Source organism: Caballeronia sp. LZ034LL (assembly GCF_031451215.1).
Taxonomy (GTDB): Bacteria; Pseudomonadota; Gammaproteobacteria; order Burkholderiales; family Burkholderiaceae; genus Caballeronia.
Genome location: NZ_JARUXR010000004.1, coordinates 1,291,075 through 1,305,256, shown reverse-complemented (window position 1 = coordinate 1,305,256; position 14,182 = coordinate 1,291,075). Strand labels below are relative to the sequence as shown.

Genomic DNA, 14,182 nt, shown 5'->3' with positions numbered 1-14,182 from the left:
GCACGCGAAGCTTCGTGAAAAGAGGCCAGTACCCCATGCGTGGGGTACTGGCCTCTTTGACTTTCATGCTTGCTTTCAAGCTTGATTCGACGCCAGGCCAAGCAACGCGTGATCGGTTTCGCTGAAGACCGCGCTCACCCAATCCGCGAAAACCCGTACGCGGGCCGACAACTGCCGGCTATGCGGATAGAGCACCGAGACAGGCATCGGCGGCGGTGCGAAATCCGGAAGCACGAGCTGAAGGCGTCCTTCCGCGAGCGCATCGTGGATGTGATAACGCGGCACCTGCACGATGCCGAAGCCCGCGAGCGCCGCCTGCGTGTACATCTCCACGCCGGTCACCGAGACCGTCGCCTTGAGTTCAACCGCCTCGATGCGATCTCTCACGCTGAACTCCAGCGGCACCACGCGCCCCGTCGCGCTCGACACATAGTTCACGGCGCGATGCGACATCAACGCTTCGAGATCGTGCGGCACGCCCGCGCGCGCAAGATACGCGGGGCTCGCTACCGTCACTTGTTCGAGCAATGCAACGCGCTTGCCGATCATCGACGAATCCTGCAACGTGCCCGCGCGCAGCACGCAATCCACGCCTTCGCGCACGAGGTCGACGACCCGGTCGTCTTCACCGATATGCAGCTCGATCTCTCCATAGCGTTCGATGAAGGCCGGCAGCCCGGGCATGATGAAGGTGCGCGCGAGCGTGCCTTGCAGGTTCACGCGCAGCAGACCCTTGGGTTCGGCGTGACGGAACGATCCTTCCGCTTCTTCGAGATCGGCGATCAGCCGCACGCAGCGCTGATAGTGTTCTTCGCCGTCGTGCGTGAGGCGCACGGTGCGCGTCGTGCGTTCGAGCAGACGCGCGCCGAGCCGTTCCTCCATGCGCTTCATCAGATTGGTGACGGTGGCGCGGGGCATCTGCAGATCGTCGGCGGCCTGCGTGAAGCTATGCCGCTCCGCGATGCGCACGAAGACCTGCATTTCCTGGAAGCGATCCATGGCGATTTCGATATCGATGAAGGATTGTTGAAGCAGATGGAACGATGATACTAAGCCAAGCCCGATGATCGCGGAAACGGAATGATTCATCATGCCGCTCATCGAACCTCACTCCTCAAGGAGCAGCAGCATGAACAGGACAGAACGTCAGCGCGTTGCCATCGTCACGGGTGCATCGCGCGGTATCGGTGCGGAGCTTGCGCGGCGTCTCGCGCGCGATGGCCTTGCCGTCGCGGTGAACTATGCGTCGAGTGCGAAAGAGGCGGATGCGCTCGTCGCCGAGTTGCGCGAAGCGGGCGGCGTGGCGCTCGCGGTGCGGGCGAACGTCGCGAATGCCGAGGAAGTGCGCGGCATGTTCGCGACGGTCGAGGCCGAGCTCGGCAAGGTCGATGTCCTCGTCAACAACGCGGGCGTGATGAAGACGATGCCCATCGCCGATACCAGCGATGCCCTCTACGACCAGACCTTCGACATCAACGTGCGCGGCACCTTCAACACGTTGCGCGAGGCCGCGGCGCGCATGGGCGAGGGCGGACGCATCGTCAACTTCTCGAGCACGGCGCTGGCCCTCAACATGCCCGGCTACGCGATCTACAACGCGACCAAGGCAGCGGTCGAATCGATGACGCATGTCTTCGCGAAGGAATTGCGCGGGCGCGGCATCACCGTGAACGCGGTGGCGCCGGGGCCGGTGGCCACGTCGCTGTTCTTCGACGGCAAGACCGACGAGCAGATCGCGGGCATGGCGAAAATGGCGCCGCTGGAGCGGCTCGGGCAGCCGGACGACATTGCATCGGTGGTCGCGTTCCTGGTCGGGCCGGATGCGGGCTGGGTGAACGGTCAGGTGCTGCGCGCGAACGGCGGTCTCGCGTAACGGGCGTTCCGAAGCTCAGAAGCTGAGCGCGAACTGTGCCTCGGCGGGGGCGCGGCGCCGCGCAGGTCGCGTTGCCTTCGTTGCATGCGTCGCGCGGCGCACGCTTGCGGGCGGCTCCTGGGCGATGAGATGGAAGCCCGGCCGCGCATCGCACTCGATCCATTCGAGCCGGCCCGCCGCGAGGCGTTTTGCGATCAGCGCATACACGTCGCAATCGAACGGACGCAGGTCGGGGGCATCGGCAAGCAGCGCGGCGATGTCCTCGCGTCTCGCACAGGTGCCGAGGTAGCACCAGCGGTCGATCACATGCCACGCTTCCTGCGTCGAACCCTCGTTGCGTTCGACAATGGCGATCGGTCCTTCATGCGGCCAGCGGACGAGCCGTGCGTTTTGCAGCGCGTCGAGCGCGCGCGTGGCGTGATCGGCGAAGCTTTCCACGCCTGCACACGAACCCTGGCAGCGCTTCACCTGATAGCCGAAACAGCCGCGTCCGCGCGACAGCGGCGCTTTCTCGAGACCGAGTGTCGCGGGGCAGAGCGTGTGTTCATCGGCGAGATGGCGCAGGAAAGCATGCGCTTTCGCGCGCGTCGCGAAGACGCCGAACAGGTGATCCTCGCGCGACAGATCGCGCCGGCTCGCCTTCACGAGCACCGGCGCGGGCGCGCCCGGCAGCCATTGCCACGCGCACGCGCCCGATGCGCCCTTCAATAGCCGGTTATGCGCCGGTTTCAAATCCTTCACGAGCTTCGCTTCAAGCAGCAACGCGCCGAGTTCTCCGACCGTCTCGCGGGTTTCGATGCGCCGGATGGACTGCGAGATGGCCAGGTCCTTGGCAAGCCTGTGATCGCCCGAAAAATGCGCCGCGACGCGCTGTTTCAGGTTGATGCTCTTGCCGACGTAGAGCGGAATGTCGTCGTCGCCGTGGAAGAGATAGACGCCGGGCGTCGCGGGCAGCGTATCGAGCGTGCCTTCGGGCAGCGCGGCCGGCAGGCTCGCGCGGCGCACCAGCGCCTTGATGGCGCTATCGACGAGATCCTGCGAGTACAGCGCGTGGATCTTCTGCCAGAACTGCCAGAGCAGATCGGCGTCGGCGAGCGCGCGATGGCGTCCCGTCGGCGCGAGGTCGAGCCGTGCGATGAGCGCGTCGAGTCCATGCCGCTCCACCGACGGAAACAGCGCCCGCGACAGCCGCACCGTGCACAAGGTATCCGCGCGAAAGGCGATGCCCGCGCGACGGAATTCGTTCTTGAGAAAGCCGTAGTCGAAGCGCGCGTTGTGCGCGATGAAGAGCTTGCCTTGCAGCCGCTCGGCCAGCGCGGGGGCCAGCGAAGCGAAGCTCGGCTGGCCGCGCAGCATGGCGTCTTCGATGCCGGTCAGCCGCGCGATGAACGGCGGCACCGGCACGCCGGGATCGACCAGCACGCTCCAGCGCTCGATACCCGCCGTACTCGCTTCCACCACGCCGATTTCGGTGATGCGGTCTTCGGTCGCATTCGAGCCGGTGGTCTCCAGATCGACGAACACGATGGGACGCGCAAGGCCGGCGAGGAGGGCATCGGCGAGGGCGTCGCTGGTTTCGATTGCTTCGGGGACTTCGGACATGATGAGGCGCGGGGCGTGAAGCAGGAAGTCTAGCGCGAAACGCGTTTGCGCCTCGCGAACGTCCTGCAAAAACGGTCATGCCGTGCCGATAAGTCCTTAAGTCCTCAGCAGCACGCCGGATGAAATGCGCAGGCGCGCTCAGTACAATGACGTTTTGCTTGCTTCAGGACGGATTGACATGACTTATTGCGTGGGTATGTGCGTGGACGAGGGACTCGTATTCCTCTCCGATACCCGCACCAACGCCGGCGTGGACCACGTGAGCGCCGCGCGCAAGATGGTGGTCTTCGAGCAGCCGGGCGAGCGCGTCCTCGTGCTGCTCACGGCGGGCAATCTGGCCATCACGCAGGCCGTCACGCAACTGCTCGCCGAACCGTCCGATCCGAACGCGCCCACGCTCTACAGCGTCGCGACCTTGCCGGAGGCGGCGCGGGTCGTCGGCGACGCGGTGCGCGAGGTGCATCGGCGCGATGCGTCGTCGCTCGCGGAGTTCAGCGTCGACTTCAATTGCAGTTTCATTCTCGGCGGACAGATTTGCGGCCAGCCGCCGCGGCTGTTCATGATCTACGCGGCGGGCAATTTCATCGAATCGACGCGGGTGTCGCCTTATTTCCAGATCGGCGAATCGAAATACGGCAAGCCGATCATCGACCGCGTCATCACGCCGGCATCGCCGCTCGACGAAGCGGCCAAGTGCGCCCTCATTTCAATGGACTCCACGCTGCGCTCCAACCTCTCCGTAGGCTTGCCGCTCGATCTGCTGGTGTATGAGAAGGACGCGCTGTGCGTGACGCGCTTCGCCACGCTCGACAGCAACAGCGCCTACTACCAGATGATCAACAAGACCTGGGGCGAACGGCTGCGACAGTTGTTTGGCGAGATTCCGAACCCCGCGTGGACCGAGCCCGGCAACGTGCCGCTGCGTCCGCGCGATGCGCGCAACACGGTGCCGCGGCTCGTTATCGGCGATCTGCCATGTCCCGAAGCGCCCGCGCAGACATTGGCCGAAGACGTGCCCTCGGGCAGCGCGCCGCGGCAATAGTTATCAGCTCTTGCCCGCGGCACAGGACGAGGGCAGCGCCGCCTTCACCGCGCTCATCTTCGACGGTGAATCCACCAGAACAGCATCGATGCCGAGACACGCGGCTGCGCGGTAGTCATCCGCCGTGTCGATGCCGATCGCAACGATCCGCGTCTTGCCTTGCGTGCCGAAGCAGCGCACGGCGTCGGGCGTCCAGAGCTTCGCTGTCACGGCCGTGCGCGCTTTGCCCAGCGTGAAGGTTTCGAGGAGCTCCATCTTTCTTTTGAACTCGAATGCGGTCCACGTGCCGGGCGGCGGAGGCGCTTCGCAGGTCTGTTCCAGTGCGACGGCCGCGAGCCGCGCCCGGGTGGCATCGCGCGATTCAAACAGCACGGCCTGCGGCCACGCAGCGAAGGCCTTCTGATAGGACGCGTCCGTCGAGTAGATCAGCACGCGCGTCCAGGCGGCTTCCTCGCTGAGCACGCGCGCAACGGCGGCGGCTTGCGGCTCGGCCGGGAGCGCTTTCATGTCGAGCATGACCGGCACGCCGGGCGGAATCGCGCGCAAGGCTTGCGCGAGCGTGGGAATGCGCTGCGGTGTCTCACGGTACGGATAGCGCGTCACGCCTGCCGCATCGATGCGCGCGAAGCGCCAGCCTGCATTGAGACGTTCGAGCGAGGCGAGATCGGTGTCCGCGACCGCGCCCTTGCCTTCGGTATTCGCCGACAGATCCGCCGGACGATACAGCACCGGCACGCCGTCGCGCGTGAGCTGCACGGTCAGCCAGATGGCATCGGCATGATTCTTCAGCGCGCCTTCAATGGCGAGCAGCGTGTTCTCAGGGAAATCGGCCGCGCCTGCGCGATGCGCGATGATCAGCGGCGCGGCGGGGGAAGTGTCGCTGCGGGCGGCGCCGCATCCCGCGCCGGCGATGCAGATGACAAGGGCAGCGGCGAACGCGGCAGCTGGGCGAAACGGCATTGAAGCAGACTCCGGACGGCTCGAGGTTCGGGAGATTCTGCCGCGATCATCGAACGATGTGACCTTCCACCCGCTCGATTCAACCTTTTGTCACGTTCCTGATGTGCAAAAAAAACAGCCATCGGTATGCCGATGGCTGTTCGAGCGTCCTGCGGTCCTGCCAGCGCGACATCTGCATGTCGCGCGAGCCGGTTGTTCTTAGAACTTGTGGCGAACGCCGACGATGACCATTTCCTGGTGGCTGCGGCCGCTTTCATAGCCGTACGAGCCGATCGACGCTTGTGCCGAGTTGACACCACCCGTCGTTGCATCGCGCTGGTCGCCGCTTGCGTGCTGGTAAGCAGCAACAGCGTAGAAGTCCGTGCGCTTCGACAGCGAGTAGTCGGCGCCGAGGCTGACCTGATGGTAGGTCGCCGACGTATCGCCGCCTGCCTTCGTGTAGGTGTAGCCCAGACCCGTCAACAGAGCCGGCGTGACCTGGAAGTTCACGAAGCCGTTGCCGGTGTTGAAGTGTTCCGAACCGAAGCGCGAACCACCGTCAGCCTTGAATTGCGAGTTGCTGTACGAACCGCCGACCGTGAATGCGCCGATCGAGTACTGCACCGCGCCGCGAGCGATGCCGATGGCATGAGCCGAAGCGTAGGCGTTGTTGATCGGGCCGTCGAACAGTGCGTCGGACGTGGAGCTGGTCCAGCCGCTTGCGCCCGTCGGCGGCGTGCGGCCGGCGCTCGGGTTGTTCGCGTAGAAGTAGCCGCCTGCGATAGCCAGCGGGCCGTTGTTGTACGTCGCTGCACCCGACCACGTCTGACCTTGACCGGTTGCGCCAGCAACGCCCGACACGCCGTACAGACCTTCAACCTGGAAGCCTGCGAAGTTCGGCGAAACGTACTTGACCGCATTGCTCACGCGCAGCGAGTTGTCGTAGTTGTCGATGTCGCCCGGCGTTGCGAAGATGGCGCCCCAGTAGTTGTCAGCCGTGATGCCCTGGACCATGTCGACCAGCGGATCGTATTGACGACCGAGAGTGACCGTACCCCACTGATTGCCCGACAGACCGACGAATGCCTGACGGCCGAATTCGCGACCGCCCTGACCGAGTTGGCCCGTGCCGACGTCAAAACCGTTTTCCAACTGGAAGATTGCCTTCAGACCGCCACCCAGGTCTTCTTGACCCTTCAGGCCCCAACGGTCGCCGGACAGGTTGCCGTTGATCATGCCGACCAGCTTGTCGCCGTTCGCGTTGGCATGGCTCACATAGCCAATGCCCGCATCGATCACGCCGTAGAGCGTCACGCTCGTTTGGGCCTGAGCTGCGCCAGCCGCGCCGAGCAGTGCCAGCGACAGGGACGTCAGTGCGAATTTCTTCATCGAATTCTCCACGCGAATGTTTAATATGTTGTTGCTGGCGCAGAGAATAACGCAACGTTTCGAAACTTTAGAAATGAAAAAATATAGATTGTCTCGAAAAACACACACTTGATGCAACGCAAGCCAGTCAAGGGTTTGGGGCAAGTCAGAAAGCAGGCGGGTGGCGACAGAAGGCATCTCGAAAAGTTCCGCGGAGATACTTCGACATCAAAATGCAATTGCGCTGCTTTATTCGATTACCTTCGATTTGAATAACAAACGGCCTTTTGTCTTTGGTTTTTTCGGCCGTTCCGGATGATTGCCGCGCGGAGTCAGTCGCGGATATTTTCCTCTGACGAGCGGGGTGCATCGCGGCGCGAAAGCAGCGCGACTGCCATACCGGCGCTTGCCGCCACCAATACCGCGCGCCACGGATGCCGGCGCACCGCCTGGTTGGCATGCGATGCCTTGCGGGTCGCGCCGATCATGGCTATTGCGGTGGCACGCGTCGCCGTCGATTCGGCACGCGCGATCTTGCGCGACAGTTCGAGCGCCCGTGCAACCGCCGATACCTTCTTGCGGGCCTGACCGGTCAGTTGCTGGGCATGCTGGGCGCGCGCACCGATGGCGCGTCGCGCGCTCGCACTGACGGGGGCGTCCGGACGCATGCTGGCGGGCGTGACGGGCAGGGCGGCAGCAGTGGCCGCATTGGCGGGCGTCGCAGGACGGGTCGAGGACGCGAGCAGCGAGCCGATCTTCGCGCGGCTGCCGGGCGGGACCTTGCCGTTGTTCTGCATGCCCCAGGCGCCGCGCGGATCATGCAGCCGCGCCCGCGCCGCTGAGAATTCCGCGCCGAGCAGCAGGACGGCCGCCGAGAAATACAGCCACATCAACAGCACGGCGAGCGAACCCGCCGCGCCAAAGGCGCTGGCCGTGCCCGCGTGCGTCAGATAGACCGCGAACAACTTCTTGCCTGCAGAAAACAGCACTGCGGCCACCAAACCGCCGACGAGCGCATCGCGCCATTCGACCGGCGCATCGGGCAGAAACTTGAGCAGTCCGCCGAAGGCCGCCGACAGGATCACGAGCCCGACCACCATCTGCACGATATCGCCGATGATCACGAAGGGCGATTCGCCCCAGAGCCACATGCCGACGGCCTGGATGCCGGTATCGAGCACCAGCGACACGATCAGCAGGAAGGCGACGCCCAGCACCAGCCCGAACGACACCAGTCGCACGCGGACCATCGCGAAGACACCGGAGCGCTGTTCGCCGGTGGTCGGCCATACGAGGTTGAGCGCGGTATTGAGTGAAGAAAACGTCGCCGACGCACCAATGGCCAGCAGCGCGAACGAAATGATCGCCGCGATGCCTGTGCCGCTGCTGCGATGCGCATTCTCGACGATGCTCTGCACGCCCGCGGCCGCCTGATCGCCGATCAGGCCGTTGACCTGATGAAACAACTGCCCGCGGGCCGCTTCCGGCCCGAAGATCCAGCCCGCGACGGCAATCACCATGACGAGCGTCGGTGCAAGCGAGAAGGCGGAATAGAAGGCGATGCTTGCCGCCATGGCGGCGCAGCGGTCTTCGGAAAATTTCTTGAGCGCGCCGACGGCCCAGGATGCATCTTTCCTGACGACGGCTTCGATCTTCTGCGTTGACACGGAACTCATGGCGGACCTCTCCGGTTCGATAAGACGCGCAGGGCGCTCGGACTTGAGATCGGGAGAGCAGGTTCCATTCCAGAAGGTTCGGAAACGCACACGCGTGTTCCAGGCGCGTGCATTGCTTCGTTCCGACGATTCCGGACCTGGGCGCACCACGGCAACTGCGTCTTTACTGCAGACGTCATCTAGCGCCCTTACACTCTGGAAACCCACTTTACGACGCGCCGAGGGCAATCATGCTCCAAATGTCACGGCGACAGTTCCTCAAGGTCTCCGCGAGCACGCTCGCCGGATCGAGCCTGGCGGCAATGGGCTTCTCTCCGGCTCCCGCGCTTGCCGAAGTCCGGCAATACAAACTGTCGCGCACCACGGAAACGCGCAATACCTGTCCGTACTGTTCAGTCGGATGCGGCATCCTGATGTACGGCCTCGGCGACAACGCCAAGAACGCCAAGGCCAGCATCATCCACATCGAGGGCGACCCGGATCATCCGGTCAATCGCGGCACGCTCTGTCCAAAGGGCGCCTCGCTCATCGACTTCATTCACAGCCCGAGCCGTCTGCTGCATCCGGAATACCGCGCGCCAGGGTCGAGCGAGTGGAAACGGATGTCGTGGGAAGACGCGCTCGACCGCATCGCGACGCTGCTGAAGGAAGACCGCGATGCCAATTTCGTCGAGAAAACGGCGGACGGCAAGACGGTCAACCGCTGGCTGACCTCGGGCTACCTGGCGGCGTCGGCGGGCAGCAACGAGGTTGGCTATCTGACTCACAAGACGGTGCGCAGCTGGGGAATGCTCGCTTTCGACAATCAGGCGCGTGTCTGACATGGCCCGACGGTGGCAGGTCTTGCCCCGACGTTTGGCCGTGGAGCGATGACGAACCATTGGGTCGACATCAAGAACGCGGACGTGATTCTCGTGATGGGCGGCAATGCGGCCGAGGCGCACCCGTGCGGCTTCAAGTGGGTGACCGAGGCGAAGGCGCATCGCAAGACGCGTCTCATCGTGGTGGACCCGCGCTTCACGCGCACGGCATCGGTGGCGGACTTTTACGCGCCGATCCGCACCGGCTCGGACATCGCGTTCCTGGGCGGCGTGATCAATTACCTGCTCACGCACGACAAGATCCAGCACGAGTACGTGAAGAATTACACGGACATGTCGTTCATCGTGCGCGAGGACTTCGTGTTCAAGGACGGCCTGTTCTCGGGCTACGACGCGGAGCATCGCAAGTACGACAAGTCGACGTGGGACTACGAGCGCGGCGACGACGGCTATGTGAAGACCGATCCGACCTTGCAGCATCCGCGCTGCGTCTACAACCTGCTGAAGCAGCACTACGCGGCGTACACGCCGGAGATGGTGACCAAGGTCTGCGGCACGCCGACCGACAAGTTCCTCAAGGTCTGCGAGATGCTCGCCACCACCGCCGCGCCGAACCGCGCGGGTACGATTCTCTACGCGCTCGGCTGGACGCATCACTCGGTCGGCGCGCAGATGATCCGCACGGGCGCGATGGTGCAGCTCCTGCTCGGCAACATCGGCATAGCGGGCGGCGGCATGAACGCGCTGCGCGGGCATTCGAACATCCAGGGCCTGACGGATCTCGGGCTGATGTCGAATCTGCTGCCCGGCTACATGACCCTGCCGATGGAAGCCGAACAGGACTTTGACGAGTACATCACGAAGCGTGCGTCACAGCCGCTGCGGCCGAACCAGCTGAGTTACTGGAAGAACTATCGCGCGTTCCACGTGAGCTTCATGAAGTCATGGTGGGGCGACAACGCGACCGCCGACAACAACTTCGGCTTCGACTATCTGCCCAAACTCGACAAGTCCTACGACATGCTGCAGGTCTTCGAGCTGATGGCCGCGGGCAAGATGAACGGCTATATCTGCCAGGGCTTCAATCCGCTGGCCGCGACGCCCAACAAGGCGAAGGTCGGGCTCGGGCTGTCGAAGCTGAAGTGGCTGGTCATCATGGATCCGCTCGCGACCGAGACGTCCGAGTTCTGGAAGAACCACGGCGAGTTCAACGATGTCGATTCGTCGACGATTCAGACCGAGGTGTTCCGGCTGCCCACGACCTGTTTCGCGGAGGAACGCGGCTCGCTGGTCAGTTCGTCGCGCGTGTTGCAGTGGCACTGGCAAGGCGCGGTGGGGCCGGGCGAGGCGCGCAGTGACCTGGAGATCATGTCGGGTCTGTGGCTGCGCATGCGTCGCGCTTATCAGGAAAAGGGCGGCGCGTATCCCGATCCGATCCTGAAGATGAGCTGGCCCTACGCCGATCCGGAAAGCCCGACGCCGGAAGAGATCGCGATGGAGTTCAACGGCCGCGCGCTCGCCGATGTCACCGATCCCGCCGACAAGACCAAGGTGCTGGCCAAGCAAGGCGAGCAACTGGCGAGCTTTGCGCAGCTGCGCGACGACGGCTCGACGGCGAGCGGCTGCTGGATTTTCTGCGGCTCGTGGACGCAGGCAGGCAACCAGATGGGCCGGCGCGACAACGCTGACCCGACCGGCATCGGCCAGACGCTCGGCTGGGCCTGGGCGTGGCCGGCGAATCGGCGCGTGCTGTACAACCGCGCGTCGTGCGACGTGAACGGCAAGCCCTTCGATCCGTCGCGCAAGCTGATCGCATGGAACGGGCGCGCGTGGACCGGACCGGACATCCCCGACTTCAAGGTCGACGAACCACCCGACAAGGGCATGAGTCCGTTCATCATGAACCCCGAAGGCGTGGCGCGTTTCTTCGCCCGCGACGGCATGAACGAAGGCCCGTTCCCCGTGCATTACGAGCCGTTCGAAACGCCCATCGGCTATAACCCGTTCTTCCCGGACAACAAGGCGGTGACGAGCAATCCGGCGGCGCGCGTGTTTCCGGACGATCGCGCGGCGTTCGGTACGGCAGACAAGTTCCCGAACACCGGCACGACCTATCGTTTGACCGAGCACTTCCACTACTGGACCAAGCACGCGCGCCTGAACGCGATCGTGCAGCCGCAGCAGTTCGTGGAGATCGGCGAGGAACATGCGAAGGAAGTGGGCGTGGTGGCGGGAGACCGCGTGAAGGTATCGAGCAATCGCGGCCATATCGTCGCGGTGGCGCTCGTCACCAAGCGCATCAAGCCGTTGATGGTGGAGGGCAAGAAGGTGCATACCGTCGGCCTGCCGCTGCACTGGGGCTTCAAGGGCCTCGCGCAGCCGGGCTATCTCGTCAACACGCTGACGCCTTCCGTGGGCGACGGGAACTCGCAGACGCCGGAGTTCAAGTCGTTCCTCGTGAAAGTGGAAAAGGCATAGGGAGGACGGCATGGCATTGCAATCGCTGGATATCAAGCGCCTCTCGGCCACCACCACGCCGCCGCCCGGCGACCGCGTGCCCGTCACGGGCACGGTCGCGAAGCTGATCGATGTGTCGAAGTGCATTGGCTGCAAGGCGTGCCAGACGGCCTGCATGGAGTGGAACGATCTGCGCGACGATATCGGTCATACGACCGGCATCTACGACAACCCGCGCGACCTGACCGAGCACTCGTGGACGGTGATGCGCTTCACCGAATACGAGAACCCGAAGGGCGATCTCGAATGGCTGATCCGCAAGGACGGCTGCATGCACTGCGAGGATCCGGGCTGCCTGAAGGCGTGTCCGTCGCCGGGTGCGATCGTGCAGTACACCAACGGCATCGTGGACTTTCACGAGGAAAATTGCATTGGCTGCGGGTATTGCATCACCGGCTGTCCGTTCAATATTCCGCGGCTCTCGAAGGAAGATCATCGCGTGTACAAGTGCACGCTGTGTTCCGATCGCGTCGCGGTGGGACAGGAACCCGCGTGCGTCAAGACCTGCCCGACAGGCGCGATCATGTTCGGCACCAAGGTGGACATGCAGCAGCAGGCGGCAGAGCGTGTCGAGGACCTGAAGGAACGCGGCTTCGAGCATGCCGGACTGTACGATCCGGCGGGCGTGGGCGGCACGCACGTGATGTACGTGCTGCATCACGCGGATCAGCCGGAGCTCTATCACGGCCTCGCGAAGGATCCGCATATCAGTCCGCTGGTGTCGATCTGGAAGGGCGTGACGAAGCCGCTGGCGATGATCGGCATCGGCATTGCGGCGCTGGCCGGGTTCTTCCATTACACGCGTATCGGGCCGAACGAAGTCAGTGACGAAGACGAAATCGAGGCGCAGCGCGAGGCGGATGAAGTGCGTCACCGCCGTGAGGGCGGACAGGAGCGAAGCGATGAAACACGATAGCGAACTGCGTGACGTCAAGGGGCATCGGCTGATACAGCGCTACACGCCGAACGAGCGCACGAATCACTGGATTACCGCGATCACTTTCGTGCTGCTCGCGCTTTCCGGGCTCGCGATGTTTCATCCTTCGATGGCGTGGCTCTACGCGGTGTTCGGCGGCGGACAGTGGACGCGCATCTTGCATCCGTTCGTCGGCTGCGTGATGTTCGTGTCGTTCCTGATCCTCGCGCTGCGGTTCTGGCATCACAACTATCTGGACCGCAACGACGTGCAGTGGATGAAGCAGATCGGCGACGTGCTCGCCAACCGCGAGGACCGGCTGCCGGAGATCGGCAAGTACAACGCCGGGCAGAAGCTGCTGTTCTTCGTGATGGTGGCGAGTCTCGTGTTGCTGCTGCTGAGCGGGATCGTGATCTGGCGGCGTTACTTCGCGTTCTATTTCCCGATCACGGTGGTGCGCCTGGCGTCGGTCGTGCATGCGGCGACGGCCTTCGTGCTGATCGTGTCGATCATCGTGCACATCTATGCGGCGCTGTGGATCAAGGGATCGATCGGCGCGATGACGCGCGGCACGGTCACGTTCGGATGGGCGCGCAAGCATCATCCGAGGTGGTTTCGGGAGATGATCGGGAAGTAGGGTTCAGTCGAGAATTGTTTGAAGGCGAGCGAGGGCGTCGTTAATGACTTCGACTGGGGCGCGTTCGATCCTGCGCGCACCGCGTGCTTCAAGGTCGAGCGTACGAATCATGTTCACAAGCGCGACGCCTTGAGTCTCAGTACCAGCGCCGGATAGGGGAACGGCGAAGCCCGCGAAGCGCGCAAAATTGCCGCCCTGCGTAATGGGCGCAACCAATGCAACGCCCATAGCGTTGAATGATGCCGGCGACAGCACGAGCGCGGGACGAAACTCTCCCTGCTGCTCATGGCCCAGCGCTGGGTTGAGGCTTACGCGAATGACATCGCCTCGTTCGAATTTGGTGCGTCTTACCATGCTTCACGTCCTGCGGGCTTGATGTTCGACCAATCTGCCAGATCTTCGGGGAGCGGTGCCTTTGTGTCGCATTGCGCAATGAGCTGATCCAGAGAGTACTTGGGCCGTGCCGGTGCAAGCATGATGCCCTCCGGACGGATCTCAACGACCAATTTGTCACCTAGTGCAAGGTGGACCTGCTCAAGCAGCGCAGCGGGCAATCGCACAGCGGCACTATTCCCCCACTTTTGAATCGACAATTCCATTTTGACCTCCGCAATGTATCTTCATTGTAGCTACATGAAGTAAGGGGGTCAATGAAGCGTATCTTCCTTGTAGATACTTCGGCAACGTGTTTTTAAGCAAAACACAATCATTTCAGACTGCTCTGAGCGCGCGCATGGATACTGCTATGCTTGACGCGCGTGTCCGTTCGAACCCACTGTCTGTCGCCCGAT

Annotated in this window: 12 protein-coding genes; 5 read left to right on the top strand and 7 right to left on the bottom strand. The window is 63.5% G+C overall.

Features of this window, described 5'->3' with window-relative positions; all coding sequences use genetic code 11:
• Positions 1 to 75: 75 nt before the first annotated feature.
• Positions 76 to 999, bottom strand: a complete 924-nt coding sequence (locus QCE83_RS33420) for a LysR family transcriptional regulator (protein WP_309821216.1) — start codon at positions 997 to 999, stop codon at positions 76 to 78.
• Positions 1,000 to 1,129: 130 nt separating this feature from the next.
• Here QCE83_RS33420 and QCE83_RS33415 point away from each other — a divergent pair, with 130 nt between their 5' ends.
• On the top strand, positions 1,130 to 1,873 hold the full coding sequence (locus QCE83_RS33415) for an SDR family oxidoreductase (protein WP_309821008.1): 744 nt from the start codon (positions 1,130 to 1,132) through the stop codon (positions 1,871 to 1,873).
• Between the two features lie 15 nt (positions 1,874 to 1,888).
• On the opposite strand, the gene QCE83_RS33410 is transcribed toward QCE83_RS33415, so the two are convergent.
• Positions 1,889 to 3,475, bottom strand: a complete 1,587-nt coding sequence (locus QCE83_RS33410) for an exonuclease domain-containing protein (protein WP_309821007.1) — start codon at positions 3,473 to 3,475, stop codon at positions 1,889 to 1,891.
• Positions 3,476 to 3,653: 178 nt separating this feature from the next.
• On the opposite strand from QCE83_RS33410, the gene QCE83_RS33405 reads away from it, so the two are divergent.
• Positions 3,654 to 4,517: a proteasome-type protease gene (locus tag QCE83_RS33405; protein WP_309821005.1), complete on the top strand. Its 864-nt coding sequence runs from the start codon at positions 3,654 to 3,656 to the stop codon at positions 4,515 to 4,517.
• Positions 4,518 to 4,520: 3 nt separating this feature from the next.
• Here the strand turns inward: QCE83_RS33405 and QCE83_RS33400 are convergent, their stop codons facing one another.
• The 3 genes from QCE83_RS33400 to QCE83_RS33390 form a co-directional block, all read right to left on the bottom strand.
• Positions 4,521 to 5,477, bottom strand: coding sequence for a glycerophosphodiester phosphodiesterase family protein (locus QCE83_RS33400; RefSeq protein WP_309821003.1), 957 nt, complete (start codon positions 5,475 to 5,477; stop codon positions 4,521 to 4,523).
• A 198-nt stretch (positions 5,478 to 5,675) separates the two neighbouring features.
• On the bottom strand, positions 5,676 to 6,845 hold the full coding sequence (locus QCE83_RS33395; protein ID WP_309821001.1) for a porin: 1,170 nt from the start codon (positions 6,843 to 6,845) through the stop codon (positions 5,676 to 5,678).
• A 311-nt stretch (positions 6,846 to 7,156) separates the two neighbouring features.
• Positions 7,157 to 8,500: a YihY/virulence factor BrkB family protein gene (locus QCE83_RS33390; protein ID WP_309820999.1), complete on the bottom strand. Its 1,344-nt coding sequence runs from the start codon at positions 8,498 to 8,500 to the stop codon at positions 7,157 to 7,159.
• 230 nt (positions 8,501 to 8,730) lie between these two features.
• On the opposite strand from QCE83_RS33390, the gene fdnG reads away from it, so the two are divergent.
• Genes fdnG through QCE83_RS33375 form a run of 3 tightly spaced genes read left to right on the top strand, consistent with a single transcriptional unit; the run spans position 8,731 to position 13,391 of the window.
• The gene (fdnG, locus tag QCE83_RS33385; RefSeq protein WP_309820997.1) at positions 8,731 to 11,799 is read left to right on the top strand and encodes a formate dehydrogenase-N subunit alpha; all 3,069 of its coding nucleotides are present in this window, start codon (positions 8,731 to 8,733) and stop codon (positions 11,797 to 11,799) included.
• 10 nt (positions 11,800 to 11,809) lie between these two features.
• Positions 11,810 to 12,754 carry a formate dehydrogenase subunit beta gene (gene fdxH, locus QCE83_RS33380; RefSeq protein WP_309820995.1) on the top strand — a complete coding sequence of 315 codons (945 nt, stop codon included), beginning with the start codon at positions 11,810 to 11,812 and terminating at the stop codon, positions 12,752 to 12,754.
• Positions 12,741 to 13,391, top strand: coding sequence for a formate dehydrogenase subunit gamma (locus QCE83_RS33375; protein WP_309820993.1), 651 nt, complete (start codon positions 12,741 to 12,743; stop codon positions 13,389 to 13,391). Before fdxH ends, QCE83_RS33375 begins: the two co-directional genes overlap by 14 nt.
• 3 nt (positions 13,392 to 13,394) lie before the next feature.
• Here the strand turns inward: QCE83_RS33375 and QCE83_RS33370 are convergent, their stop codons facing one another.
• Positions 13,395 to 13,745: a type II toxin-antitoxin system ChpB family toxin gene (locus QCE83_RS33370; protein WP_309820991.1), complete on the bottom strand. Its 351-nt coding sequence runs from the start codon at positions 13,743 to 13,745 to the stop codon at positions 13,395 to 13,397.
• On the bottom strand, positions 13,739 to 13,990 hold the full coding sequence (locus QCE83_RS33365) for an AbrB/MazE/SpoVT family DNA-binding domain-containing protein (RefSeq protein ID WP_309820989.1): 252 nt from the start codon (positions 13,988 to 13,990) through the stop codon (positions 13,739 to 13,741). Before QCE83_RS33365 ends, QCE83_RS33370 begins: the two co-directional genes overlap by 7 nt.
• Between the last annotated feature and the right edge of the window lie 192 nt (positions 13,991 to 14,182).

Coding starts and splice junctions, on each gene's coding strand:
- QCE83_RS33420 (WP_309821216.1), bottom strand. CDS start 999: ATGGATCGCTTCCAGGAAATGCAGGTCTTCGTGCGCATCGCGGAGCGG.
- QCE83_RS33415 (WP_309821008.1), top strand. CDS start 1,130: ATGAACAGGACAGAACGTCAGCGCGTTGCCATCGTCACGGGTGCATCG.
- QCE83_RS33410 (WP_309821007.1), bottom strand. CDS start 3,475: ATGTCCGAAGTCCCCGAAGCAATCGAAACCAGCGACGCCCTCGCCGAT.
- QCE83_RS33405 (WP_309821005.1), top strand. CDS start 3,654: ATGACTTATTGCGTGGGTATGTGCGTGGACGAGGGACTCGTATTCCTC.
- QCE83_RS33400 (WP_309821003.1), bottom strand. CDS start 5,477: ATGCCGTTTCGCCCAGCTGCCGCGTTCGCCGCTGCCCTTGTCATCTGC.
- QCE83_RS33395 (WP_309821001.1), bottom strand. CDS start 6,845: ATGAAGAAATTCGCACTGACGTCCCTGTCGCTGGCACTGCTCGGCGCG.
- QCE83_RS33390 (WP_309820999.1), bottom strand. CDS start 8,500: ATGAGTTCCGTGTCAACGCAGAAGATCGAAGCCGTCGTCAGGAAAGAT.
- fdxH (WP_309820995.1), top strand. CDS start 11,810: ATGGCATTGCAATCGCTGGATATCAAGCGCCTCTCGGCCACCACCACG.
- QCE83_RS33375 (WP_309820993.1), top strand. CDS start 12,741: ATGAAACACGATAGCGAACTGCGTGACGTCAAGGGGCATCGGCTGATA.
- QCE83_RS33370 (WP_309820991.1), bottom strand. CDS start 13,745: ATGGTAAGACGCACCAAATTCGAACGAGGCGATGTCATTCGCGTAAGC.
- QCE83_RS33365 (WP_309820989.1), bottom strand. CDS start 13,990: ATGGAATTGTCGATTCAAAAGTGGGGGAATAGTGCCGCTGTGCGATTG.